Origin of the sequence: Sulfitobacter sp. 1A15106 (assembly GCF_043556995.1) — a bacterium.
Classification (GTDB): domain Bacteria; phylum Pseudomonadota; class Alphaproteobacteria; order Rhodobacterales; family Rhodobacteraceae; genus Sulfitobacter; species Sulfitobacter faviae.
Genome location: NZ_JBIFFM010000001.1, coordinates 322758 through 347592 on the forward strand (window position 1 = coordinate 322758; position 24835 = coordinate 347592).

The following is a 24835-nucleotide window of genomic DNA, read 5'->3' on the forward strand; positions in this document are numbered from 1 at the left end:
AGGTATGACGCCCCGCCCCGCGGCCTTCAAGACAGGATGTTAAGGCAGGTTAACGATCAACGCTGCGCCACCTGCCAGTTCGGATGCACCCAAGGTTCGTCATTCGCGCGCGGCAGCGGATCGCGGCCCAAAAGCAGGTCTGAGACCTTTTCACCGACCATGATTGAGGGCGCGTTGAGGTTGCCGTTGGTGATCCGCGGGAAGATCGAACTGTCGGCCACGCGCAGCCCCTCGACCCCGATCACCCGTGCTTGCGGATCGACAACGGCGTTCGGATCGTCCGCCGCCCCCATACGGCAGGTGCCGCAGGGGTGATAGGCGCTCTCGGCGTGTTCGGCGATGAAGGCGTCAAGCTCTGCATCCGATTGCAACGCTTCTCCGGGCTGGATCTCGTGTTTGACGAAGGGCTTGAAGGCATCCTGCGCGAAGATCTCCCGCGTGAGGCGGATACAGGTGCGGAACTCCTCCCAATCGTCGGGATGGGACATGTAGTTGAAGCGGATGCGCGGTGCCTCGGCAGGGTCGGCGGAGCGCAGGGTGATCTCGCCCCGCGACTTCGAGCGCATCGGCCCCGTGTGCGCCTGAAAGCCATGCCCCTCGGCCGCCGCCTGCCCGTCGTAGCGCACGGCAATGGGCAGGAAATGATATTGAATATCAGGGTATTCCACGCCGGGCTTCGAGCGGATGAAGGCCGCAGATTCGAACTGGTTCGAGGCGCCCATGCCGGTCTTGGTAAAGAGCCATTGCGCGCCGATGACGGCCTTCGACAAGAGGTTCCAGTGCTTGTAGAGCGTGATCGGCTGCCGCGAGGCCATCTGGATGTAAAGCTCCAGATGGTCCTGCAGGTTCTGCCCAACGCCGGGGCGGTTAGCCAGCACCTCGATCCCGTGTTCGGCCAGATGCGCGGCGGGGCCGATCCCCGAAAGCATCAGCAGTTTGGGCGAGTTGATCGACGAGGCCGCCAGCACCACCTCGCGGCTGGCGCGAATCACCTCCGTCGCGCGGCCACGCTTGACCTCGACACCCACAGCACGGCCCTCTTCGATCACCACGCGCTGCGCCAACGCGCGGATCAGGGTGACGTTGCCGGTCTTCTGCGCCGGGCGCAGATAGGCATTGGCCGCCGACCAGCGCCGCCCGTTCCAGACGGTCTGCTCCATCGGGCCGAAACCCTCTTGCTGCTCGCCGTTGTAGTCATGGGTTACCGGGTAGCCGGCCTGCGCCCCGGCCTGCACGAAGGCGTCGAATAGCGGGTTCTCGCGCGGGCCGCGGCTGACGTGCAGCGGGCCGTCCTTGCCGCGCCATGCCGCATCGCCGCCATGGCCGTTTTCGTGCCATGTCTCCATGCGCTTGTAGTAGGGCAGCACATCCGAGTAGGACCAGCCCCGCGCGCCGGACTCTTCCCAATGGTCGAAGTCCTTGGCGTGGCCGCGCACATAGACCATACCGTTGATCGACGACGAGCCGCCGATCACCTTGCCGCGCGGGCAGACCAATTCGCGGTTGTTCAAATGCGGCTCGGGCTCGGATTTATAGCCCCAGTCGTAGCGCGGCATGTTCATCGGGTAGCTGAGCGCCGCGGGCATCTGGATGAAAGGCCCCGCATCGCTGCCGCCGTGTTCGATCACGATGACCTTCCGGCCCGCCTCGGCCAGACGGTAAGCCATGGCGCAGCCCGCGGAGCCCGCGCCGACGATGACAAATTCAGCTTCCATAGCTCTTCCTTTCGTGATTCCCCGCCGGGTCAAGGATGCGCAGCACCGCGCGCAGGCGCGGCTTGTCCTTGAGGCGGTGGGGAATCGCTCCCCAGAATTGACGAGGTGACTTGAGGATCAGGCTGATCCCTCAAGCACCTCTCAGCAAATTTACCCCCTTAGAAGGGCGCCTCGACATCGCCCATGCGCACGTAAACCGACTTCACTTGGCTGTAGTGCTCGATCGCCGCCTTGGCGTTCTCGCGGCCGACACCGGAGTTCTTCATGCCGCCAAAGGGCGCTTCGACCGGCGCGTCGTTGTAGCTGTTGATGTAGCAGGTCCCGGCCTCGAACCCCGCCGCCACGCGGTGCGCGCGGGCAAGGTCGCGGGTGAAGACACCGGCGGCGAGGCCGAACTCGGTGGCGTTGGCGCGGGCCATGACCTCAGCCTCATCCTCGAAGTCGAGCACCGCCATGACGGGGCCGAAGATCTCTTCGCGGGCGATGATCATGTCGTCGGTCACATCGGCAAAGACGGTCGGCTGCATGTAGAAGCCCTCACGCTCGATCCGCGCGCCGCCATAGACCAGCCGCGCGCCCTCGGCCCTGCCCTTCTCGACGTAGTCCAGCGCGATCTGCATCTGCCGCTCGCTGACCATCGGGCCGAAGCTGGTGTCGGGGTCCATCGGGTCACCGATCACGGCGTTGCCCAACCGCTCAGACAGCCGCGCAAGAAACGCCTCTTTGATGTCGCGGTGCACAAAGACCCGCGTGCCGTTCGAGCAGATCTGGCCGGAGCTGTAGAAGTTGCCCAGGATCGCGCCGCCGACAGCATTGTCGATATCCGCATCCTCGAAGACGATCAGGGGCGACTTGCCGCCCAGTTCCATCGTCACATGTTTGATGCCCTCGGCAGCCGCGGCATAGACTTTGCGCCCCGTGGGCACCGAGCCGGTGAGCGAGACCTTGTCGACGCGGGCATCGGTGACCAGCGACTGGCCGACCTCTCCCATGCCCTGCACCACGTTGAAGAGCCCCGCGGGCAGCCCGGCCTCGATCAGAATCTCGGCGACCTTCAGGGCGCAGAGCGGCGTGGTCTCGGACGGTTTGAAGATCATCGCATTGCCGCAGGCCAGCGCGGGCGCGGCCTTCCAGCAGGCGATCTGGGTGGGGTAGTTCCATGCGCCGATGCCGACGCAGACGCCCAAAGGTTCGCGCCGGGTATAGACCCAGTCCTCGCCAAGCTGGATATGCTCGCCGGTCAGGCTGCCAGCGAGGCCGCCGAAATACTCCAGCGCGTCCGCGCCGCTGGTGGCATCGGCGACGGAGGTCTCCTGATAGGGTTTGCCGGTGTCTTGGGTTTCCAGCACCGACAGGTCGTGGTTGCGGTCGCGGATCATGTCGGCGGCGCGGCGCAGGATGCGGCCCCGCTCCGTGCCGCTCATCGCGCCCCATGCGGCCTGCGCGCGGCGGGCCGAGGCGATGGCCTGCTCCACGATCTGAGGCGTGGCGGCATAGACCGTGGCGATCTTTTCGCCCGTTGCCGGGTAGATCACCGGGATCGGCGTGCCATTGGTGTCTTCGACATAGGCGCCGTCGATAAAGTGGCTGGCGGTGGGTTGGGGATCATAGGACATCAAAGGGACTTTCTTGCCTGAGGCGAGGAGTGTTCAGAGAGGCGGAGCGCGGCGGTGCCGCCCGTCTCCGCGGTGTTCAACGGCCCGCTTTAAGCAGCAGGTCGAGTGTATAGAGCGCGCGGGTCATGGCCTCTGCCGCGCTGACGCCATCCGACAGCGCCGCGCGCAGGTAGAGCCCGTCGATCAGCGCCGCCAAGGTTTCAGCGTCGCCCTCGGGCTGGGGGCTGATCGGGCGCAGCGCATGTGTGAGGTTGGACCGCAACCGGCTTTGGTAAGCCGTCAGCAAGCGCCGGGTTTCGGGGTTGGTGCGGGCATGGGCGTAGAGTGTCATCCACGCGCTGATCGTGCCGGGGTGAAAGCCGGTATCATCGAAACTGGCCACGATGATCGCCGCCGCGCGGTCATGCGGCGTGCGGGCCGTGGCCAAACGTTCGCGCACCCCGGCGGCATATTCCGACAGGATATGCCGCATCGCCGCCAGAAAAATCTGGTTCTTGCCGCCGAAGTAATGATGCGCCAGCGCGCTCGACATGCCTGCCCGCTTGGCGATCTGGCTCACCGTCACATCCAGCGACTGGGCCTCGCCGATCTCGGCGATGGTGGCTTTGACCAGCGCAGAGCGGCGAATGGGTTCCATTCCGACTTTGGGCATTGGATTCGGATCCTTGGGGCAGTGTTGACCACCTCAGGATAGGGGAATCTTTATTGACTCGTCAATCAAGTACCGACCGACGGGGCGGAAGGTCAGAATTTCGTCGCATGCGAGGGGGGCGTGACCTGCCGTTTCAGCATCGCTTCGCGCCATGTAATAAAGGTGACCGAGCCTAGGATCACAGCGCCGCCCAGCACGACCCAAACGTCGACCGGCTCGGCGAAAACCACCACGCCGAGGATCGTGGCCCAGACCAATTGCAGGAACGTGACCGGCTGCGTCACCGTCACGGGCGCGGCGGCAAAGGCCAGTGTCATGGTAAAATGCCCCGCCGTGGCGAAAAAGGCGACCCCGGCGAGGATCAGCAGTTCCTGCGGTGTTGGCGTGATCCAGACGGCAAAGGCGAAGGGCGCCAGCCCGATGGTCACGAAGATCGACAGCATGGTCACGATCATCACCGGGCGCGCCTCATCCGCCAGCACCTTGGCCAAGAGGTAGGACCCGGCAAAGACCACCGCCGCCAGCAACATCGCCAAATGCCCGGTAGAGACTTCGCGAAAACCGGGCCGCAGGATGATCGCCGCCCCCGCGAGCCCCAGACAGACCGCCACGATGCGCCGCGCCGCCAGCTTCTCTCCCAGAAAGATCGCGGCACCCACGGTGACATAGATCGGCGCGAGGTAGTTCATCGCCGTCACCTCGGCGATGGGCAGGCGGGTCATGGCGTAGAACCACAGGATCACCCCGCCTGCGTGGCACAGGCCCCGCATGCCGAACAGCCCCCATTGCCGCCGGCTCACCGGTGTGGCCAGCAGCGACCGCAGGACCGGCAGAACAAAGACCAACCCCATGGCGTAGCGCAGGAAAGCGGCCTCGGCCGAAGGCAGCCGCGGCCCCATGTATTTCACCAGCGCGGTCACGCCTATGAAACAGGCCCCCGTCACCAACATCCAAAAGACCCCGACAAGCGGGCGGTTGGGCGGAGCGGGGATGTCGGGGGTGGTGGCGGGAGAGTGTGTCATGCCGCGACCCTTTCCCAAAGCGCTGCCAAGGGCAAGATGGGCGCGGCATTTTTATTCACATCGCAAGCAATTTGATGGCAATCGCCCACATGGTCACGGCGATGATGGCGTCCAAGACCTGCCAACTGCGTGGTCTGGCAAAGAGCGGCGCCAGAAGCCGCGCGCCATAGCCCAGTGAGAAGAAGAAGACGAAGCTTGCCAGCACCGCCCCGATGCCAAAGCTGAGCCGGTCGGGATATTGCGCCGAGATCGAGCCGAGCAGCACCAAGGTGTCGAGGTAGACATGCGGGTTCAGCCACGTCAGCGCCAGCAGCGTCAGGATCGCCTTGCGCAGGCTGCGGGTGGATTGCCCCTCGGCCTCCAGCGCCTCCCCGCCCTGCCATGCGGAAACCGCGTTGCGCCAGCCGTACCACAGCAGGAAGGCCGCGCCGCCATAGCGCATCAGCGGGCCGAACCACGGGGCCGCCTCGGCCAGCGCGCCAAAGCCTGCGACCCCCGACATGATCAACACCGCGTCCGAGGCAGCGCAGACCAGCACCACCGGCAGCACATGTTCGCGGCGCAGCCCTTGGCGCAAGACAAAGGCGTTCTGCGCCCCGATGGCCATGATGAGGGTGAGGCTGAGGGCGAAGCCGGGAAGGAGTGAGGTGAACATCAAAAGCGTCCTATAACATGGATTGCCTTTGCCTAGCCCGGCGGTTCAGATTACTCAAATTCAATAGTCTACGTTAGGATTAGCAAATCTTATGCAGCTCGACAGCGCGCAGCTAACCGCATTGGCCCATATCCTGCGGCTCGGCAGTTTTGATGCCGCGGCGGCGGTGCTGGGGGTGACCCCCTCGGCAATCTCGCAACGGGTGAAAGCGCTGGAGGATCGTGTGGGGGCCACCCTCGTTCTGCGCGGCCAGCCCTGCACCGGCACCCCCATGGGCCAGCGTCTTGCCAAACATGCGGAGGATGTGGCCCTGCTCGAAGCGCAGGCGCTTGGCGCGGGCGATGCCACCGCCCCGCCACGGCTGCGCCTTGCGGTGCCTGCGGATGTCTTGGCCACATGGCTGATCCCGGCGCTGGCGCAGGCGCCCGACATGCTTTTCGATCTGATGATCGACGACCAAGACACCTCTGCCGATTGGCTGCGTCGGGGGGAGGTCAGCGCGGCGGTGACGGCGCAAGCCCGCGCGGCACCGGGCTGCGACGTGCTGCCCTTGGGGGCGCTGCGCTATCATGCCACCGCCAGCCCCGCCTATCGCGAGACCTGGTTTGCCGAGGGCGTCACGACCGATGCACTGGCCCGCGCGCCGATGCTCACCTTCGATCATAAGGATCAACTGCAAGGGCGATGGCTGATGCGAAAGACCGGGCAGCGACTGACCCCGCCAAGCCACCATCTGCCCTCAAGCCACGGCTTTGTCGCGGCGGCGCGGCAAGGGCTGGGCTGGGGGATGAACCCCGCGCCGCTGGTGGCCGAGGATATGGCGGCGGGGCGGCTCGTGTCACTTGACGACGCGCTGCCGCTGGATGTGCCGCTTTTCTGGCAGGTGGCGCGGATCATGGCGCCCGCGCTGGCCCCGCTCACCGCCGCCATAAGGGCCGCGGCGCGCGAGGCGCTGGTGCAAATGCCGCGTTAAAGCTGCGACATAACCTCGTCTGAGGCCTCAAAGTTGGTGGTGACGCGCTGCACGTCGTCATCTTCCTCAAGCGCATCGATCAGCTTCATCAGCTTTTCCATGTTCTCAAGATCCATCTCGGTGGTGGTGGTCGGACGCCAGATCAGCTTGGTCGATTCCGACTCGCCCAGTTCGGCCTCCAGCGCGGTCGACACGTCGTTGAGATCGGTGTCGGCGCAATAGATCACATGGCCTTCTTCAGAGCTTTCCACGTCTTCGGCACCGGCTTCGATCGCGGCCATCATCACGGTGTCGGCGTCGCCGACGGAAGCGGGATAGATCACCTCGCCCTTGCGCTCGAACATGAAGCCGACCGAACCGGTCTCGCCCAGATTGCCGCCGTTCTTGGTGAAGGTCGAGCGCACGGTCGAAGCGGTGCGGTTGCGGTTGTCGGTCATCGCCTCAACGATCACCGCCACGCCATTGGGGCCATAGCCCTCATAGCGGATTTCCTCGTAATCCTCGCCCTCACCGCCAACGGCCTTCTTGATGGCGCGTTCGATGTTGTCCTTGGGCATGGACTGGCTCTTGGCCTCTTTCACGGCAAGGCGCAGGCGCGGGTTCTTGTCCGGGTCCGGGTCGCCCATCTTGGCCGCGATGGTGATTTCCTTGGAGAGTTTGGAAAACACCTTGGCGCGCAGCTTGTCCTGACGGCCCTTGCGATGCTGGATGTTTGCCCATTTGGAGTGACCGGCCATGAATACCTCGTTCTGGCAATGCGTTTGCGCCACTCTATATGCCAGCATCACCGCTGGAACAAGCCACCCGGCCTGTGCTTAGCTTTCCGCCAATGGGGCAACCACGTTAGACCGGATATATGACCACTGATCAGATCATCCTTTTCACCCTCTTCGGCGCGGTCTTTGGTCTGCTGCTTTGGGGGCGGTTTCGCTATGACATCGTGGCCTTCGGGGCGCTAATGCTCGGCGTGGTGCTGGGGGTGGTGCCCACGGAAAACGCCTTTGACGGTTTCGGCCATCCGGCCACGCTGATCGTGGCGCTGGTCTTGGTGGTTTCGGCTGGGTTGGTCCGCTCCGGCGCAGTGATGCTGATCACCCGTACATTGGTCGACAGTTCGCGCAGCTTGGGCGCGCATATCACCATGATGGGTGCCGTGGGCGGGGTGCTGTCGGCCTTTATGAACAACGTCGCCGCCTTGGCCCTGCTGATGCCGGTCGATATCCAGACCGCACGCAAAGCGGGCCGCGCGCCGGGGCTGAGCCTGATGCCACTCAGTTTCGCCACCATCCTTGGCGGCATGGCCACGCTGATCGGCACGCCGCCCAATATCATCATCGCTTCCATCCGGCAGGAATCCTTGGGCGCGCCTTTCAAGATGTTCGACTTCGCCCCCGTCGGTGGGCTGGCCGCCATCGCGGGGCTGATCTTTGTCGCGCTGATCGGCTGGCGGCTGATCCCCGCCCGCGAAGACGCGATGATCGAGGCTGAGGACATCGCCCAATATATCGCTGAGCTAACCGTACCCGAGGGCAACAAACAGATCGGCAAACGGCTGGCCGAGTTGCAAGAAGAGGCGCATCGCGCCGATGTGGCGATCTTGGGCCTGATGCGCGACGGCAAGCGGCGCTATGGCACGGCGCGCAACGTGGCGCTGCAAGCCGGAGACGCGATCGTGCTCGAGGCCACGCCCGACGCGCTGGACGAGTTCCGCAGCACGCTGAACCTCGCGCTGGCTGACCGGGACCGCGAAGACCTGCTGCTGGCCGATGGCGACGGGGTCGAGATTGTCGAGGTCGTAGTGACCGATGGCTCGCGGCTCAACGGGCGCACGGCGCAGGCGGTGGGCCTGTCGTGGCGGCAGCGCACGGTGCTGCTGGGCCTGTCGCGACAGGGCCGCAAGATCACCTCGCAACTGCGCACGACCGAGCTGAAACCCGGGGACATCCTGTTGCTGCTGGTCCCGCGCGACACGGTGGCCCATGTCACCGACTGGCTGGGCGTGCTGCCGCTGGCCGACCGGGGGCTCGCGGTGACGCAAGACAGCAAGACATGGCTCGCCATCGCGATGTTCGCGGGGGCCGTGGCGGCGGCCTCCTTCGGGCTGATCTACCTGCCCATCGCGCTTGGAATCGTCGTGGTCGGCTATGTGCTGGCCAAGATCGTGCCGCTGTCGGAACTCTATACCCATATCGAATGGCCGGTCATCGTTCTGTTAGGCTCCATGATCCCGCTTGGTGCTGCGCTCGAGACTTCGGGCGGGACCGAATTGATCGCGGGCGCGCTGGTGGGGCTGACCGAGGGGCTGCCCGCTTGGGTGGTCCTCACGGTGCTGATGGTGGTGACCATGTCGCTGTCGGATGTGCTCAACAACACCGCGACGACCATCGTCGCGGCCCCTGTGGGCATCCAGATGGCCCAATCGCTCGGCGTCTCCCCTGACCCGTTTCTGATGGCGGTCGCGGTGGCGGCCTCTTCGGCTTTCCTGACGCCGATTGGGCATAAGAACAACACGCTGATCCTCGGCCCCGGCGGCTATTCCTTTGGCGACTATTGGCGCATGGGGCTGCCGCTGGAGATCATCGTCGTCGCCGTGTCGATCCCCGCGATCCTGTTCTTCTGGCCGCTTTAATCGCCACCCCCGCGCGTCGGACTTGCCAGAGCATATTTGCCGCCCCTAGGCTGAGTGTCAGCTTTGGGGGGACAAATGGACATTCTGATCAACGTCGTACTGCCGCTGTCATTGGCGATCATCATGCTGTCGCTGGGCGTGGGCCTCACGGTCCCAGACTTCACCCGCGTGGCGAAATACCCGCGCGCTTTTGCCTTGGGCGCGCTTTGCCAAGTGGTGCTGGTGCCCGCTGCCGCATGGGCGGTGGCCATGGCCTTTGGCCTGCGCGGAGAGCTGGCCGTGGGGCTGATGATCCTCTCCTTCTGCCCGGGCGGCGTGACCTCGAATATGATCAGCAAATTCGCGCGGGGCGATGTGGCGCTGTCGGTGACTTTGACGGCAGTGGTCTCGCTTCTGAGCATCCTGACCGTGCCAGTCTTCACCGCCATCGCCGTGCGGCACTTCATGGGCGATGCCGCGCCGGATGTTTCGGTCGCCGCACTGGCGGTGGCGATGTTCGTGATCACCACCCTGCCCGTGGCGCTTGGGCTTGCCCTGCGCCACCTCGCCCCCGGCTTTGCCGCGCGGATCGAACCGGGCCTCTCCGCCCTCGCCGCGCTGCTCTTCGTGCTGATTGTCCTCGCCGCATTGGCCGGAAATTGGAGCGTTTTCACCGAGAACCTCGCCCGGCTTGGTCCCGCGCTCATTAGCATGAACGCGGCGCTGATGTTGCTGGGGCTGGGCATTGCCGCAGCGGCCGGGCTGGCGTGGCAGACGCGCAAGACGATCTCCATCGAAGTTGGCATCCAGAACGCGACGCTTGGCATCACCCTCGCCGGGTTGATCTCGGGCCAAGCGTCGGGGTTCAGCGCCTATGCCCTGCCCTCGGCGGTCTATGGCATCACGATGTATCTGGTGGCCCTGCCCTTCGTCCTTTGGATGCGCGGACGCTGAGAGGGCGACGCCCGCCAAGCAAAAGGCGCGCCCCGAGGGACGCGCCTTTCGTTTTTAGACTGACGGCCCCTCAGGCCATGTCGAAAGCGTCATCCTCGCAGGTGTCGCCCCCTTCGTCTTCCTCCTCCGGCACGGAAGTGAGGGTCAGCGCGTCCATGAGGGCGCTCGCGGGGTCGGAGGTATCGGCCTCGGAGCCCTCCATGTCAGGATCGACCATACCGGACACCTCAAGCACCTCGCCGCCGCTCTCATCCGAGTCCACCACAACCCGCATGCCGCTCAGATCGATATCTTCGAAAGACAGCGAGCCGGGATAGGTCCATAGGGTGAAGTTCGTACTTGGGACTTCACCATCGGAACTGTCAGCGGTCGTGCCGAATTGCAGACCCACATCGAAACTGCCCCCCGCTTGGGGACCATCGTCGAAACCGTCGACACCGTCATCCACGGCCTTCACATCCGTCAGGTGATAGCCTTCGGCGTTCACATCAGGGAAGAAGTTCAGTTCTTCGATTGCGCTGCCATCAGTCACATTGAAGAAAAGCCCGTTGATGTCAGCGTGGGATTCCGCTTCGGGATCAGTGGGCGAGAGGTTGAAGTGCAACTGCCCCTCCGGCGTTTCCGTGACGGCGATTGTGATCTCCCCACTCTCTCCCATCAGGAAATTAAGAACGGACTTATCGTCGCCACCGGTATGACCCCCTTGCGTACCACCCGAACCGGACCCCTTAGTGCCGCAAGAGCCGGAACCTTTGGTGCCGCCAGAGCCGGAGCCTTTAGTCCCGCCGGAGCCGGAGCCTTTCGTACCGCCAGAACCGGAACCCTTGGTGCCACCAGAACCGGAGCCCTTGGTGCCACCAGAACCGGAGCCCTTCGTGCCGCCAGAACCGGAGCCCTTCGTGCCGCCAGAACCGGAGCCCTTGGTGCCACCAGAACCGGAGCCTTTCGTACCGCCGGAACCGGAACCCTTGGTGCCACCGGAACCGGAGCCCTTCGTGCCACCAGAACCGGAACCCTTAGTGCCACCCGAGCCGGAGCCCTTCGTACCGCCAGAACCGGAGCCCTTGGTGCCACCGGAGCCGGAACCCTTGGTGCCACCCGAGCCGGAACCCTTCGTACCGCCAGAACCGGAGCCTTTCGTACCGCCAGAACCGGAACCCTTGGTGCCACCGGAGCCAGAGCCTTTCGTACCGCCAGAACCGGAACCCTTAGTGCCACCCGAGCCGGAGCCCTTGGTGCCACCAGAGCCGGAGCCCTTCGTACCGCCAGAGCCCGAACCTTTCGTGCCACCAGAACCGGAACCCTTGGTTCCGCCCGAGCCAGACCCCTTCGTGCCACCCGAACCGGAACCCTTTGTACCACCCGAGCCGGAACCTTTCGTGCCGCCAGAACCGGACCCCTTGGTCCCACCCGAACCAAAGCCTTTGCCGTCATCGTTCCCGTCGAACTTCTCGGCCAAGTGCTTGTCATACCACTTCGCGAAGGAGGAGCCCTCTACCCCGCCGTTGTGATAGGACTTCGTTCCGCTGGCATCGCAACCGCTTTCCGCTTCACCGCCAGTGGACCAGCTATTGTCCTTGCTGTTCCAACCCTTTGAGAATCTGTAACCCATGACGCCAATCCCTCATATGCATTTGCAGCCGCGGCCGCTTTGCAGCGCCGCATCCCCCACTGGCCTTTAAACCTAGCAGCGGCGCCTATTTCCGCCAAATTCTTTCCATTTTTTGGGTAAATTGGGCCGACAAAGCGTGATAAATCGAAACAGTGAGACACCCTGAGAGGGCATTGTTCTTTCGTATAGGTCAAATGCGCTGATGGGGTGCGAATCACTCCCGTCGGGATAGGTGGAAATTGCCTTTGTTTTGCCCAAAACCCGCCGTACCCTCGTCAGCCAGCCGACCTAGACAGGCGAAAACACCAGCGGAGGCCCCATGGCACGACCCAAGGAACAAAGCGCTCAGGCCCAGATCGCCGCGGCGGCGCGCAAGCATTTCGGGCAAGATGTGGCGCGGGTATCGGCCCCGGGCGGCGAAAACCGGTCGAGCTTTCGGCTGCATCTGACCGACAGCACGGTGATCGCCACCCTGCGCCCGAACTTCCGCCGCACCCATCTCGAAGCCCATGTGCTGACCGAGCTTGGCCGCCACTGCAGCGACCTTCCCGAATGTCTGGGCGTGGTGGGCGAGATCATGTTCCAATCCGACGTCGGCAAACGCCGCCTCAACGTTGAGGTCGCGCGGGTGGAACGCGCCGAACAGCTTGACCTCGCAGCCGAAGCCGTCTCGGCCATCTTCCGCATCCACGGCGCCGCGCGCCAGACCGAGTTGAACGCGATCATGCCGCATCTGGGCAACAACCGCGACTGGGTGCTGAACTTCGTCGATGCGGTGGATTTTCTAAAAGACCTCGGCGGCGGCATCTCGGACCAGTTCGACCGCACCGCCGCCTATGAGCGCATCAACGCCCCGGCGCGGCAATTCGTCAAATGGGACTGCCGTTCAGGCAATGCCGCGATTGGCGCGGATGACAAGCTGCGCTGGTTCGACTTTGAATATGCCGGTCTGCGCCACGGGGCCGAAGACATCGCTTGGCTGATCGGGGATGAGGCATGGCCCATCGCCCCGCCGGATATGGTGGATGTGGTGATCGACGCCTTCGATCCGACCTGCGGCATCGCCCTGCCCGACTACCTCGATTACCTTTCGGTCTACCTAACCTTCCACGCGGTGCAGCGGCTTAAACTGATCAGCAAAGAGGCCAAGAAGCGCGGCTGGCTGAGCAAGGACCGCATCCGACGCTATGACGACGCCGGGGTGCATCCTGAATTCGCGGCGCATATCTGTCGGGTCGGGGCCTATTTCTCGGACCAATCCGAACTCACCGCCCCGCTGACCCGCAACTTCCTTGAGGCACAAGCGGGCTTTGACGCAATCGTCGCCCAGTCCGACGTGCCGCGCAGCGCCTAAGCTACCAGATGAGCGGGATCACCGCGCTGACCAGCACCGACATGCTCAGGTTCAGCGGGATCCCGATGCGCATGAAATCGGTGAAGCGATAGCCCCCCGGCCCATAAACCAGCGTGTTGGTCTGATAGCCAATGGGCGTGGCAAAGGCGCAGGAGGCCGCGATCATCACCGCCACCACCAGCGGGCGCGGGTCCATGCCAAGCGCGGTGCTGAGGCTGATGGCAATCGGCGTCATAATCACCGCCACGGCATTGTTGCTAACGATCTCGGTCAGGATGGTGGTCAGCAGGAACACCGCCCAGATGATGAAAAACGGCGGCAATTGCGCCAGCCCCGGCGCGATATTGTCGACGATCAGCGTGATCGCGCCGGAGTTCTGCAAGGCCGCGCCAACCGCCAACATGGCAAAGATCAGCGCCAGCAGACGCCCCTCGACGAAAGAGAAAGCCTCCTCCGCGTCGATACAGCCCGTCACCAGCACCACGGCCACGGCGATCACGGCCAGCAGGAGGATCGGCGCCACGTTGAAGGCCGCCAGCGCCACGATCCCCACGAGGGCGGCAATGGCGATCGGCGCATGACCCCGGCGGAACGCCCGGGCCGAGGGTTGAGTCACATCGACGAGGTTCATCTCGCTTGCCAGCCGCTGGATGTCTTCGGCAGCCCCTTCCAGCAGCAGCGTATCGCCGACCTTGACGATCAACTGGTCAAGCTGCTGGCCGATGTTCTGGTTCCGCCGATGCACCGCCAGCGGATAGACCCCATAGCGCCGCCGCAGCCGCATTGAGCCCAAGCTGCGCCCCACCATCCGGCAACCCGGCGTGATGAGCACCTCGACGGTCGTGGTCTCCACTGCCGAAAGCTGGTCGACCCGGCGGAGTTCCTTGTTGTTTTGCAGACTGAGAAGCTCGGTCATCTGGGTGCGCAGCACGACACGGTCGCCGACCTGAAGCGCGACTCCTTTAAGGTTGCGGCGCAATGAATCGTCGCCCCGCACCACGTCGATCAGCCGCACGCCCTCGCGTTTGAAAAGCTGCACGTCCAGCACTTCGCGGCCAATCAGGTTGCTTTCGGGGGGGATCACCGCCTCGGTAAAGAATTTCATCTTGGATCGGTCAGAGAGCATATTCGCCATGCTGTCGCGCGCGGGCAGCAGCCGGTCAGCGAAGAGCAGCATGTAAAGCACGCCCCAGGCGCAGACGACGAGGCCTACGGGCAGGATCTCGAAAATGCCGAAAGGGGCCATGCCCTGCGACCGCGCCACACCATCGACCAAGAGGTTGGTAGAGGTGCCGATCAGCGTCAGAGAGCCACCCATGATCGCGGCATAGCTGAGAGGGATCAACAGCTTGGAGGCTTTGGTGTTCAGCGTGCGGGTTAGCTGCACCACCACCGGGATCATCACCACCACGACGGGCGTGTTGTTCATGATCGCACTGGCCGCCATGACCGACAGGATCACCCCCGCCACCGCCGCCTTGGGGTGGGTCTTGGCCGAGCGTTCGGCCAGCCGCGTCAAAACATCCAGCGCGCCGGTGCGGACCAAGGCCCCCATGATGATGAACATCGCCGCGATGGTCCAAGGCGCGGGGTTTGAAAGCACCTCAAGCGCGTCGTCATAGGGCAGCACGCCAAGGGCCAGCAGCAAGGCCGCCCCGGCGATGGCGACGACTTCGGTCGGAAAGGCTTCGCGCAGGAAAAGCACGAACATCATGCCGACGACCACGAGGGTCAGCACCGCCGTCTCCATCGGAGAGAAGCTGAAAAATTCCATCAAGAACCTGTCATTCGGGCAAAAGGCCGTTGTCCAGTTACGCCGATTGCCGCCCTCGGTGCAAGCGCGACGCACGGGCCGCGCCTTGCTGATCTTAAGGGGTGCTGGCCTGAAGGGCACCGCCCTCACGCACCGGGACGATCCGCGTGGCCCGACCCGTGCGGTCATCGGTTTCGATATAGACGCCCGAAAGGGTCGCCTCGCCATTGGCGGGGGTGAAACGTTCGCGCGGCATCCCGGTGATGAAACGGCGCAGCGGCTCGGCCTTGTCCATGCCGATCACCGAATGATAATCGCCGCACATGCCAGCATCGCTCAGGTAGCCCGTCCCGCCCGGCAGGATCATCGCATCGGCGGTGGGAACATGTGTATGGGTGCCGACCACAAGGCTCGCCCGCCCGTCGCACCAATGGCCCATGGCCATCTTCTCACTCGTGGCTTCGCAGTGCATATCGACAATGATCGCCTGCGCCATGCCGCCCAAAGGATGGGTTTTCAGCACCGGCTCCAGCGCCGAGAAAGGGTCATCGAAGGGCCGCTTCATAAAGACCTGCCCAAGCGCTTGGGTCACCAGAACCTTCTTGCCGTTCTGCGCTGTGAAGAGTTTAGCCCCTTTGCCCGGCGCGGATTTGGAGAAGTTCAGCGGGCGGATTACCCGCGGCTCCTGCTCGATAAAGCTGAGCATGTCTTTCTGGTCGAAAGCGTGATCGCCAAGGGTCAGACAATCGGCCCCGGCATCGAGGAGCGTCTTGGCATGTGCGCCCGAAAGCCCCATGCCGCCGGTCGCATTCTCGCCGTTGACCACAATGAAATCGAGCTTCCAGTCGCGCCGCAGCCGCGCCAGATTTTCGGTGATCGCCCGCCGTCCGGCCCGGCCCATCACATCGCCAAGAAACAAAATCTTCATGCCCATGGACTAGGACGCGCGCGGCTTGGCGGCAACCCTTATTCCGCGTGGGACGGAGGTTGGCCCGGCGTCACCTCGATCACCCCGGCTTCGGTCACGATCAGATCGAGCGGCGCGTCGGTGTCTTCCAGCGGAATGTCGTCCCACTCCTGCCCCGCGAAGGCAAAGCCGATGGCCAGCGTGGCCCGCCGCCTGCGCAGCATCGCCAGCGTACGGTCATAAAAGCCGCCGCCATAGCCCAGTCGCCCGCCCGCGCGGTTGAAGGCCAAAAGCGGCACGATCACGATCTCGGGCTCGAAGAAATCGGGCTCAGCGGGGATCATCGCGCCAAAGGTGCCCGGCACCATCGCTGTCTCGGGGGTCCAACGGGCAAAGGACAGCGGGTGGTTCGGCTTTTCGATCACCGGCACGCCGACGGGACCATGGGCGCAGGCTTCGGCCATGGCGGGGCGCGGATCAATCTCCGTTCGGATCGGCATGAAACCCGACAGCGGGACGCCACGGTAGCCTGCCAAAACCTCGGAAAGATAGCCTGCCTGCGCTGCATTCGCCTGCTCAAACAAGGGCTTACGGCGGGCAAAGGCCGCCTTGCGCGCCTCGGCCTTCCGGGCGGCGCAATCGCTCACAACAGCACCATGGCGGCAAGGCCGAGGAAGGCAAAAAAGCCCACCACATCCGTCACCGTCGTCACAAACGCGCCTGAGGCGAGCGCCGGGTCCACCCCGAACCGCTCCAGCAAGATCGGGATGCCGGTGCCCGCAAGCCCCGCCACCACGAGGTTGATCACCATGGCCGTGGCGATGACATAGCCCAGCCCCGGCGAGCCGAACCAGAGCACGCCGACAATGCCCATGATCACCGCGAATATCAGCCCGTTGACCAACCCCACCAAGACCTCGCGCCGGATCACCCGCCAAACGTTGGAGCCGGTGAGGTCTTTGGTCGCGATGGCGCGCACCGCCACCGTCAAGCTCTGCGTGCCTGCGTTGCCGCCCATGGAGGCCACGATCGGCATCAACACGGCCAGCGCCACGATCTGCGCAATCGCCGCTTCGAATTGCGAGATCACCACCGAAGCCGCAATCGCCGTCACAAGGTTCACCGCAAGCCACGGCAGCCGCTGCTTCGTCGTCTCCGTCACCCGGTCAGAAAGCGACCCCTCGCCCACGCCCGCGAGACGCAGGATGTCTTCTTCGTGTTCTTCGTCGAGCACGGCCATGGCGTCGTCGATGGTGATGACCCCGATAAGCCGCCCCTCCTCGTCGACCACGGGGGCCGAAATCAGGTGGTACTGGTTGAAGGCATAGGCCACATCGCCCTCATCGCGCATGGCAGGGATGATCTGAAAGGTCTCTTCCAGAATATCCGCCAGCCGTGTGTCGCGGCGCGAGCGCATGAGTTTGCCCAGGGTCACATTGCCCACCGGATGCAGGCGCGGGTCGACCATGACGATGTGATAAAACTGATCCGGCAGGTCTTCTTCCTTGGTGGCGCGCAGGTGGTCGATGGCTTGGCCCACCGTCCAATGCTCTGGCGCCATGACAACCTCGCGCTGCATCAGACGACCGGCGGAATATTCGGGCCAGTTCAGCGCCTGTTCCACCGCGACGCGGTCGGTCTCTTCCAGCGCGTCGAGAATGGTTTCCTGCTGCGCGTCTTCCAGATCTTCGATCAGGTCGACCACATCGTCGCTGTCCAACTCGCGCACCGCTTGGGTCAGAACCTGCGGCGTCAGGATGCTGATGACTGCCTCACGGACCGACTCGTCGAGTTCCGACAGGATTTCCCCGTCGAACTCTTGCCCGTAAAGCCGGATCAAGGCGGCGCGGTCGTCCTCGTCGATCTGCTCAAGAAGGTCGGCGATATCCGCCGCGTGCAGCGGTTCCATCAGTTGGGTCAGATGGGCCTGATCATTGGCCTCCACCGTCTCAAGGATCGCGGCCACGGCTTTCCGGTCGAGCACATAGGCCTCGGCACGCTCTTCAGGGGAGGCCGCCGGATCCAGCTCTTCGATCTGCTCTGACATCCGCTGCTCTCCGTCTCTGCGCCTTTGTTGAGAACGATAGTATGCGAGCGCCCAAGCCGGTACAACGGCACCAGCGACGCTTCGGTATTGTTCCCCGTCCCGCCCTCACCTAAACCACTGGCATGACAAATCAACGACTCCTTTTGGGCGCGACGCTCACCTATTCCGGCAACCCGATGCAAAGCGCTTGGGAGGATGCCGTGAAGATCGACACCGAGGGCGGTGTGCTGATCGAAAATGGCTGGATCGCCGCCGTCGGCAAAGGGGACGCGCTGCGCGCCGCGCATCCGCAGGCCGAGGTGACGCGCTACGCCGATGCGCTGATTTGCCCGGGTTTTGTCGATGCCCATGTGCACTACCCGCAGACCGCGATCATCGCCTCATGGGGCAAGCGGCTGATCGACTGGCTGAACACCTATACTTTTCCAGAAGAGATGCGCCTGTCGGATCCCGCCTACGCGGGCGAGATTGCCGCGCGCTATCTGGACCTGACGCTGTCCCATGGCACCACCACGGTCGCGTCTTATTGCACCATCCACCCCCATAGCGCCGACGCGCTGTTTCAGGCGGCGGAAGAACGCGGCCAGCGGATCGTCGCGGGCAAGACCTGCATGGACCGCAACGCACCCGAGGGGCTGCGCGACACGGTGCAATCGGCCTATGACGACAGCAAAGCGCTGATCGAGCGTTGGCATGGCAAGGGCCGCGCCACCTATGCGATCACGCCACGTTTCTCGCCCACCTCGACGCCCGAGCAGCTTTCCACCCTCGGCGCGCTTTGGGCAGAGCATCCGACCTGCCTGATGCAGACCCACCTCAGCGAGCAAACGGATGAGATCGAATGGGTCCGTGACCTGTTCCCGGAGGCGCGCGACTACCTTGATACCTATGAGGCCCATGGCCTGCTGGGCGAACGCGGCCTCTACGGCCATGCGATCCATCTGGAACCGCGCGAGATTGACCGGCTGGCGGAGGTCGGCGGCGCGCTGGTGCATTGCCCAACCTCAAACACCTTCATCGGCTCGGGGCTGTTCGACATGACCGGCCTTGCCGCGCGGGGCATCCCGCTGGCGCTGGCAACGGATACCGGCGGCGGCTCATCCTTTTCGATGCTGCGCACCATGGCGGCGGCCTATGAGGTCGGCCAATTGCGCGGCACGCCGCTGCATGCGGCACAGCTCATTTGGCTGGCCACCGCAGGCTCGGCCCGCAGCCTGCATTTACAAGATCATGTGGGTTCACTGGCCGAAGGGATGGAGGCCGACATCACCGTGCTGTCGCTCGACTCCACCCCCGCCATCGCGCAGCGCCACGCCGCGGCCAAGGACATTTGGGAAAGCCTTTTCGCCACGATCATGATGGGCGATGACCGCGCGATTGCGGATGTTTGGGTGGCGGGCGCGCAGCGGGGCGGCAGGGCGTAACGCGCCTCCCGCCGAGGGCTGGGATCAGCAGGGCGCGCCCAGCACCATGACCCAGACCGCGTCATCGGCACGCACCAGCCCCATCTCCTCGGCCCGGGCGTCGACCATATTGCGGTAATGCCCCCGCGAGTTGGTCCAGCCGGTCATGACCTCATCAAGCGATTGCTGCCCCTTGGCGATATTCTCGGCCACGAAACACCATTCATAGCCCGCCACCGCCGCGCGGCGGCCAACATCGGTGCCATCGCGGCCTTGGTGGCTGAAATAGTCATGCGTGGCCATGTCGCGGGCGTGGTCCTTTGCCGCCTGTTCCAAACGGCTGTCATAGCTCAGGGGCTGCAACCCCTTCACATCGCGCAGGGCGTTCACCCTGTCCAACCCCATCGGATCGGCCAAGGCGGGCATCCCCGCCAGCATCAGTATCGAGAGTAAAACCGGCTTCATCCAGCCAAGCCTTTCGCCAAATGATTCTGCCGCGCCACCTGAGCGGCCAAGTCGATGGTGGTAATCTGACCATCGCGCACCACCTGTCGGCCTTCAACGAAAAGGTCGCGCACCGCCGTGGGACCGGCAAGAAGCAGCGCAGCCGGGTCCCAACTGCCCGCGCTTTGCACGCCCGAAACATCCCAAATCGCCACATCGGCCCGTTTGCCGGGCATTAGCCGCCCGCAGTCGGACCGCCCAAGCACATCCGCCCCGCCCCGCGTGGCCAGTTCGAGCGCCGCGCGCGGGCTCATCGCGTCGGCCCCGCGGGCCACCCGCTGCAACAGCATCGCCTGCCGCGCCTCGGCAGCCAGATTGCCGCTGTCGTTGCTGGCGGAGCCATCGACGCCCAGCCCCAGCGGCACGCCTGCATCCAGCATAGCCCGCACCGGCGCGATGCCCGAGCCGAGGCGACAGTTCGAGCAGGGACAATGCGCAACCCCCGTGCGGGACCGGGCGAAAAGGTCGATCTCGGCCCCATCCAACTGCACGCAGTGGGCGTGCCAAACGTCGTCGCCGAGCCAGCCGAGGCTTTCGGCATATTCCCCCGGGCGGCAGCCAAATTTCTCCTGCGAATAGGCCACATCCTCGGCATTCTCGGCCAAATGGGTGTGCAGCATCACGCCCTTGTCGCGCGCCAACAGCGCCGTGTCGCGCATCAATTCGCGGCTGACCGAAAAAGGCGAACAGGGTGCCAATCCGACGCGGCACATCGCCCCTTCGGCGGGGTCGTGAAAGGCGTCGACCACGCGAATGCAGTCTTCCAAAATGGCCGCCTCACGCTCCACCAGCGCATCGGGCGGCAGGCCGCCATCGCTTTCGCCGATGCTCATCGAGCCGCGGGTGGGGTGAAAGCGCAGCCCAAGTTCGGCGGCGGCGTGGATCGTATCCTCCAGCCGCACGCCGTTGGGGTAGAGATAAAGGTGGTCCGAACTCAGGCTACAGCCCGAGAGCGCCAGTTCCGCCAGCCCGATCTGGGCCGAGACGAACATATGCTCCGGCCCCATACGCGCCCAGATCGGGTAGAGCCGTTGCAGCCAGCCAAAGAGCAACGCATCCTGCGCCCCCGGCACGGCGCGGGTCATGCTTTGGTAAAGATGGTGATGGGTGTTCACGAGGCCCGGCGTTACGACGCAGCCCTTCGCCTCGACAATCTCACCCTCTGTCCGAAGGCCCTGCCCGATGTCGGCAATCACGCCGTCGCGCAGCAACAGGTCCGCGCCCGCAAGCTCCCGCCGGGTGTCGTCCATCGTGATAAGGTAATCCGCGCCGCGGATGAGGGTCTCTGCCATAGGTCACACTTTCGCTATGCCCGTCTCATGCAAAGCGTGTGTGATCGGTGGAAAACGGGCGAGAGAACCGACCTTCTGCGGGATTTATCGCATCCCGCCGGGGCCGGTCAATCCGGGCTTTCCCGACAATTGGATCAATAGGCGGAAAGGATCGCAAGCGCTTGGGCGTGGATGTCGCGGTTGGCCGCGGCCAGCGCCCTGCCCCCTTCATGCACCGGGTTGCCCTGCCAATCGGTGACGATGCCCCCGGCGGCTTGGATCACTGCGATGGGCGCTTGAATGTCGTAGGCGTTCAGCCCCGCTTCGATCACCAGATCGACCTGCCCCGCCGCGACCAGCGCATAGGCATAGCAATCCATGCCATAGCGGGTCAGCAACGCCTGCGAGGCGACGGCGCGAAAGGCGCTGGCCTCCTCACTGCTGCCGACCTCGGGGAATGTGGTGAACACGATGGCCTGCCGCAGGTCTCGCGCCGCACGGGTCTGCAAAGGGTGGCTGCCGTGGGGCCCGGTCAACAGCGCGCCATCCGGCGCGCCCTCGAACCGCTCCCCGATATAGGGCTGATCAATGATGCCATAGAACGGCCCCGAGGCGTCGGAGACCGCGATCAGCACGCCCCAAGTCGGCGTGCCGCTGAGAAAGCCGCGCGTCCCGTCGATGGGGTCGAGCACCCAAGTCAGCCCCGATGTGCCGGGCTGCGCGCCATATTCCTCACCCAGAATACCATCCGCGGGCCGCTCCGCCGCCAAGATATCGCGCATCGCCCGTTCGGCGGCGCGGTCGGCCTCGGTCACCGGATCGAAACCCGTGCCGAGCTTGTTGTCGGCCTGCAAATCGAGCCTGCGGAAATAGGGCAGGATCACCTGCCGCGCCGCATCCGCCATCAGATGGGCAACGCGGCGGATATCGGGATCGAAGTCACTGGTGTTCATCATGGCGAAGACCTGACAGTTTGCGCCCCTTTGCGCAAGCCTGTCAGTGCGTTAGAGCCGAGCCTTGCAGCGGATGTGGGGCAGGCTCAGGCCACGTCACTCAGCACGCGGGCCAGTTCAAACAACCGGCGGCGCTGGTTCTCGGGGATGGCGTAGTAAGAGCGCACCAGTTCCATCGCCTCCTTGTCAGCCATCAGATCAGCAGGCAGCCCGTCCATCGGCGCGCCTTCGGCGACCTCCTCATCCTTCAACCCTTCGAAAAAGAAGGACACAGGCACCCCAAGCGCATCGGCGATATCCCACAGCCGGGAGGCGCTGACGCGGTTCGCGCCGGTTTCGTATTTCTGTATCTGCTGGAATTTGATCCCAACCAGTTCCGCCAGTTTCTGCTGGGTCATCCCCGTCAGCCAGCGGCGCTGCCGGATACGTTTGCCTACATGTACATCTACCACATGCACCATATTCTCTAATCCTTATAGGGCACATGTGACCGTGCCAATCTCAATTCCAAACAAGGACGAAGTGTGCCGTTGCCTCGCACGATACCGCAGGGGTTGCGCGAAAGTTCTGCCTCCTATCATAGCGGTTGCGTTGAATTCGGCCAAGAATTTTCACGGGATGGTAAAAATCTGCCCTGTATCGACTGCAACCTCAGGCGGTGCACTGCCCCTCTCTCTCTGCGACCGGCGGGTGTGAAATCCCCAAGTTTCCTTGGGCCTGTCGGTTTCCCGCTCGGCAACCACTGGATGAACGCGAAGAATATCAATCGGTTCCCGTCGGAATGCGTCAAATGCCATCTTTCCGTGTTTGGCGCGGTGGGAATGGCTGCTGCCCACGCGTGCGCCGCTTGAAACGCATCGGTGCTTTTCCGCCGATCGGCCGGTCGCGGCAGCCCCGTCCAAGGTACGCGCAGGGCAAGCCGACGCCCCGCGCATGCCCCGAACATCCCCACCCGTAAAACCCGCGATTATTGCCGTGTTATCAGCCCGCAAGACACTTGAAATTCGCCCCCTCAGGCCCGATATTCAGACCCAAGAACGTGTCGGCCGGGTTTCGACACGCAACTTTGCCAATGGGAGTCACTAAATGGCTGACGTCAATTCAATTCGCTCTGCTGCCGGGTCGCGCGTTTCCGCGATCGACGAGGGTCTGCGCGCTCATATGAACAAGGTGTATGGCACCATGTCGATCGGCATGCTCATCACCTTCGCCGCGGCCTGGGCCATCTCGGGCCTGTCGGTCACCACCGACCCCTCCGCCGCCGTGGCGCAGCTCAGCCAGGATAAATACCTGACGCAATTGGGTTATGCGCTCTACGCCTCGCCGCTGAAATGGGTCGTGATGTTCGCACCCCTGGCCTTTGTTTTTGGCTTTGGCGCCATGATCAACCGCATGTCCGCCGCCACGGCGCAGGTCGTGTTCTACGCCTTCGCCGCCGTCATGGGCATCTCGATCAGCTCGATCTTTCTGGTCTTCACCGGCTACTCCATCGCGCAGGTCTTCCTGATCACCTCCATCGCCTTCGCGGGCCTGTCGCTCTGGGGCTACACCACCAAGAAGGACATCTCCGGCTGGGGCAGCTTCCTGATCATGGGTGTGATTGGTCTGGTCGTCGCGTCGATCGTCAACATCTTCCTCGCCTCCTCGGCGTTGATGTTCGCGATCTCGGCGATCGGTGTTCTGATCTTCGCGGGTCTGACCGCCTATGACACCCAGAAGATCAAGACCGAGTATCTGGCCCACGCCCATCACGGCGACACCGAGTGGCTGGGCAAGGCCGCGATCATGGGCGCGCTGAGCCTCTATCTGGACTTCATCAACATGTTCATGATGTTGCTGTCGCTCTTCGGCAACCGCGAGTAATCGCTCTGCCATCTAATGCGAAAGGCCGGCTCCGAAAGGGGCCGGCCTTTTTCTTTGGCACCGCTTATCCAATCGCGCCGAACAGATGCCCGACCCCGGCCGTCACGGCCATTGCCAGACCGCCCCAAACCACGACGCGCCAGATGGCGGGCCGCTTTGGCGCACCGCCCAGTTGCGCGCCGCCGGCGCCGAGCAGTATCAGCGCCAACAGCGCCACCAAGGCGATGGTCACGCCGCGCAGCCCCGCAGGCGCCAGAACCGCCGCAAACAGCGGCAGCCCGCCCCCCAAGGCAAAGGCCAATGCCGAAGCGCCCGCCGCCTGTAGCGGATCGGCCTGACCGGCGAGGCCGAACATGCCCAACTCTTCGCGCGCATGAGCGCCGAGGGCGTCATGGTCCGTCATCTGGGTGGCGACCTCTAGGGCGAGGTCGCTTTGCACGCCCCGGTTCTCCAGCCCTTCGGCCAGTTCGCTGAGTTCATAGTCCGGGTCTTCGATCAGGGCGACGCGCTCGCGCTCCAGATCGGCCTTCTCCACATCCGCCTGCGCCGAGACCGAGACATATTCCCCCGCCGCCATCGACAGCGCCCCGGCGGTAAGCCCCGCAAGCCCCGTCAGCAGGACATTGCCCTGCGTCATGCCCGCCGCGCTCACCCCGACCAGCAGGCTGGCAGAGGAGACGATACCATCGTTGGCCCCCAGAACGGCGGCGCGCAGCCAGTTGCTGCGGTTGATGAAGTGGCCTTCTTTGGGCATCTGACCCGCCTTGCGTCTACTGCGGCTGATACACCAACAGATGCGCCGGGAAGATGACCGGCTTGTCACCGCCCACCCCGGTAAAGCCGACACTGCCTGTGGGTTCCGCCCGGCTCAACGGTGCGCAGGCCCCCAGTGTCAGCAGCAAGATCACGGCAGTCGATTTGGCAAACATGGCATTCCCCCGGCAGTTCCTTCAGGTATCCCCCGTTCCGCCCC

The 24835-nt window shown here is 64.1% G+C and carries 23 protein-coding genes; 6 read left to right on the plus strand and 17 right to left on the minus strand.

The features are described 5' to 3' along the window. Window positions 1–56 precede the first annotated feature (56 nt). From betA to ACGYKA_RS01565, 5 genes are all read right to left on the minus strand, one after another. Window positions 57–1715 (minus strand): choline dehydrogenase, encoded by a 1659-nt coding sequence (gene betA / locus ACGYKA_RS01545; RefSeq protein WP_394409879.1) that lies wholly within the window; start codon window positions 1713–1715, stop codon window positions 57–59. 158 nt (window positions 1716–1873) lie between these two features. Next, complete coding sequence (gene betB / locus ACGYKA_RS01550) at window positions 1874–3331, minus strand: betaine-aldehyde dehydrogenase (protein ID WP_394409876.1); 1458 nt, start codon at window positions 3329–3331, stop codon at window positions 1874–1876. A 76-nt stretch (window positions 3332–3407) separates the two neighbouring features. Then, window positions 3408–3983 carry a choline-responsive transcriptional repressor BetI gene (gene betI, locus ACGYKA_RS01555; RefSeq protein WP_209219056.1) on the minus strand — a complete coding sequence of 192 codons (576 nt, stop codon included), beginning with the start codon at window positions 3981–3983 and terminating at the stop codon, window positions 3408–3410. A gap of 92 nt (window positions 3984–4075) precedes the next feature. Next, window positions 4076–5005, minus strand: coding sequence for a DMT family transporter (locus ACGYKA_RS01560; RefSeq protein ID WP_394409873.1), 930 nt, complete (start codon window positions 5003–5005; stop codon window positions 4076–4078). Between the two features lie 55 nt (window positions 5006–5060). Next, on the minus strand, window positions 5061–5660 hold the full coding sequence (locus tag ACGYKA_RS01565) for a LysE/ArgO family amino acid transporter (RefSeq protein WP_209219057.1): 600 nt from the start codon (window positions 5658–5660) through the stop codon (window positions 5061–5063). A 91-nt stretch (window positions 5661–5751) separates the two neighbouring features. Here ACGYKA_RS01565 and ACGYKA_RS01570 point away from each other — a divergent pair, with 91 nt between their 5' ends. Further along, a complete protein-coding gene (locus ACGYKA_RS01570; protein WP_394409870.1) occupies window positions 5752–6633 on the plus strand; it encodes a LysR family transcriptional regulator ArgP in 882 nt (293 codons plus the stop codon). Here the strand turns inward: ACGYKA_RS01570 and ACGYKA_RS01575 are convergent. Next, the gene (locus tag ACGYKA_RS01575) at window positions 6630–7370 is read right to left on the minus strand and encodes a YebC/PmpR family DNA-binding transcriptional regulator (RefSeq protein ID WP_394409867.1); all 741 of its coding nucleotides are present in this window, start codon (window positions 7368–7370) and stop codon (window positions 6630–6632) included. The two genes, ACGYKA_RS01570 and ACGYKA_RS01575, sit on opposite strands and share 4 nt — an antisense overlap. Before the next feature lie 119 nt (window positions 7371–7489). Between ACGYKA_RS01575 and ACGYKA_RS01580 the strand changes: the two genes are divergently transcribed. Together ACGYKA_RS01580 and ACGYKA_RS01585 are read left to right on the plus strand one after the other, a co-directional pair. Further along, window positions 7490–9262 carry an SLC13 family permease gene (locus ACGYKA_RS01580; RefSeq protein ID WP_394409864.1) on the plus strand — a complete coding sequence of 591 codons (1773 nt, stop codon included), beginning with the start codon at window positions 7490–7492 and terminating at the stop codon, window positions 9260–9262. A gap of 75 nt (window positions 9263–9337) precedes the next feature. Next, on the plus strand, window positions 9338–10195 hold the full coding sequence (locus ACGYKA_RS01585; protein WP_067263805.1) for a bile acid:sodium symporter family protein: 858 nt from the start codon (window positions 9338–9340) through the stop codon (window positions 10193–10195). Window positions 10196–10265: 70 nt separating this feature from the next. On the opposite strand, the gene ACGYKA_RS01590 is transcribed toward ACGYKA_RS01585, so the two are convergent. Next, window positions 10266–11807, minus strand: coding sequence for a hypothetical protein (locus tag ACGYKA_RS01590; RefSeq protein ID WP_394409858.1), 1542 nt, complete (start codon window positions 11805–11807; stop codon window positions 10266–10268). A 319-nt stretch (window positions 11808–12126) separates the two neighbouring features. Here ACGYKA_RS01590 and ACGYKA_RS01595 point away from each other — a divergent pair, with 319 nt between their 5' ends. Then, window positions 12127–13161 carry a hypothetical protein gene (locus tag ACGYKA_RS01595; RefSeq protein WP_394409855.1) on the plus strand — a complete coding sequence of 345 codons (1035 nt, stop codon included), beginning with the start codon at window positions 12127–12129 and terminating at the stop codon, window positions 13159–13161. Window position 13162: 1 nt separating this feature from the next. Here the strand turns inward: ACGYKA_RS01595 and ACGYKA_RS01600 are convergent, their stop codons facing one another. The 4 genes from ACGYKA_RS01600 to mgtE all read right to left on the minus strand — a co-directional run bounded on the left by ACGYKA_RS01600 (window position 13163) and on the right by mgtE (window position 17868). Beyond that, on the minus strand, window positions 13163–14935 hold the full coding sequence (locus tag ACGYKA_RS01600; RefSeq protein ID WP_394409852.1) for an SLC13 family permease: 1773 nt from the start codon (window positions 14933–14935) through the stop codon (window positions 13163–13165). 94 nt (window positions 14936–15029) lie between these two features. Next, a complete protein-coding gene (locus tag ACGYKA_RS01605; protein WP_394409849.1) occupies window positions 15030–15842 on the minus strand; it encodes a TIGR00282 family metallophosphoesterase in 813 nt (270 codons plus the stop codon). 38 nt (window positions 15843–15880) lie between these two features. After that, window positions 15881–16468: a 5-formyltetrahydrofolate cyclo-ligase gene (locus tag ACGYKA_RS01610; RefSeq protein WP_394409846.1), complete on the minus strand. Its 588-nt coding sequence runs from the start codon at window positions 16466–16468 to the stop codon at window positions 15881–15883. Beyond that, window positions 16465–17868, minus strand: coding sequence for a magnesium transporter (mgtE, locus tag ACGYKA_RS01615; RefSeq protein ID WP_394409843.1), 1404 nt, complete (start codon window positions 17866–17868; stop codon window positions 16465–16467). The genes ACGYKA_RS01610 and mgtE overlap by 4 nt, the downstream gene beginning before the upstream one ends. A 122-nt stretch (window positions 17869–17990) precedes the next feature. On the opposite strand from mgtE, the gene guaD reads away from it, so the two are divergent. Continuing rightward, complete coding sequence (guaD, locus tag ACGYKA_RS01620; protein WP_394409840.1) at window positions 17991–19292, plus strand: guanine deaminase; 1302 nt, start codon at window positions 17991–17993, stop codon at window positions 19290–19292. A 24-nt stretch (window positions 19293–19316) separates the two neighbouring features. On the opposite strand, the gene ACGYKA_RS01625 is transcribed toward guaD, so the two are convergent. The 4 genes from ACGYKA_RS01625 to ACGYKA_RS01640 all read right to left on the minus strand — a co-directional run bounded on the left by ACGYKA_RS01625 (window position 19317) and on the right by ACGYKA_RS01640 (window position 22460). Continuing rightward, window positions 19317–19736: a CAP domain-containing protein gene (locus ACGYKA_RS01625; RefSeq protein ID WP_394409837.1), complete on the minus strand. Its 420-nt coding sequence runs from the start codon at window positions 19734–19736 to the stop codon at window positions 19317–19319. Next, window positions 19733–21067, minus strand: a complete 1335-nt coding sequence (locus tag ACGYKA_RS01630; protein ID WP_394409834.1) for an 8-oxoguanine deaminase — start codon at window positions 21065–21067, stop codon at window positions 19733–19735. Before ACGYKA_RS01630 ends, ACGYKA_RS01625 begins: the two co-directional genes overlap by 4 nt. Before the next feature lie 134 nt (window positions 21068–21201). Further along, on the minus strand, window positions 21202–22002 hold the full coding sequence (hisN, locus tag ACGYKA_RS01635) for a histidinol-phosphatase (RefSeq protein ID WP_394409831.1): 801 nt from the start codon (window positions 22000–22002) through the stop codon (window positions 21202–21204). 83 nt (window positions 22003–22085) lie between these two features. Next, entirely contained in the window at window positions 22086–22460 is a 375-nt protein-coding gene (locus ACGYKA_RS01640; protein ID WP_168612238.1) for a helix-turn-helix domain-containing protein, read from the minus strand. A gap of 625 nt (window positions 22461–23085) precedes the next feature. Between ACGYKA_RS01640 and ACGYKA_RS01645 the strand changes: the two genes are divergently transcribed. Then, window positions 23086–23862: a Bax inhibitor-1/YccA family protein gene (locus ACGYKA_RS01645; protein WP_067267576.1), complete on the plus strand. Its 777-nt coding sequence runs from the start codon at window positions 23086–23088 to the stop codon at window positions 23860–23862. A 64-nt stretch (window positions 23863–23926) separates the two neighbouring features. On the opposite strand, the gene ACGYKA_RS01650 is transcribed toward ACGYKA_RS01645, so the two are convergent. Next, on the minus strand, window positions 23927–24616 hold the full coding sequence (locus ACGYKA_RS01650; protein ID WP_394409828.1) for a VIT family protein: 690 nt from the start codon (window positions 24614–24616) through the stop codon (window positions 23927–23929). Between the two features lie 16 nt (window positions 24617–24632). Next, window positions 24633–24791: a hypothetical protein gene (locus tag ACGYKA_RS01655; RefSeq protein WP_394409825.1), complete on the minus strand. Its 159-nt coding sequence runs from the start codon at window positions 24789–24791 to the stop codon at window positions 24633–24635. Window positions 24792–24835 lie beyond the last annotated feature (44 nt).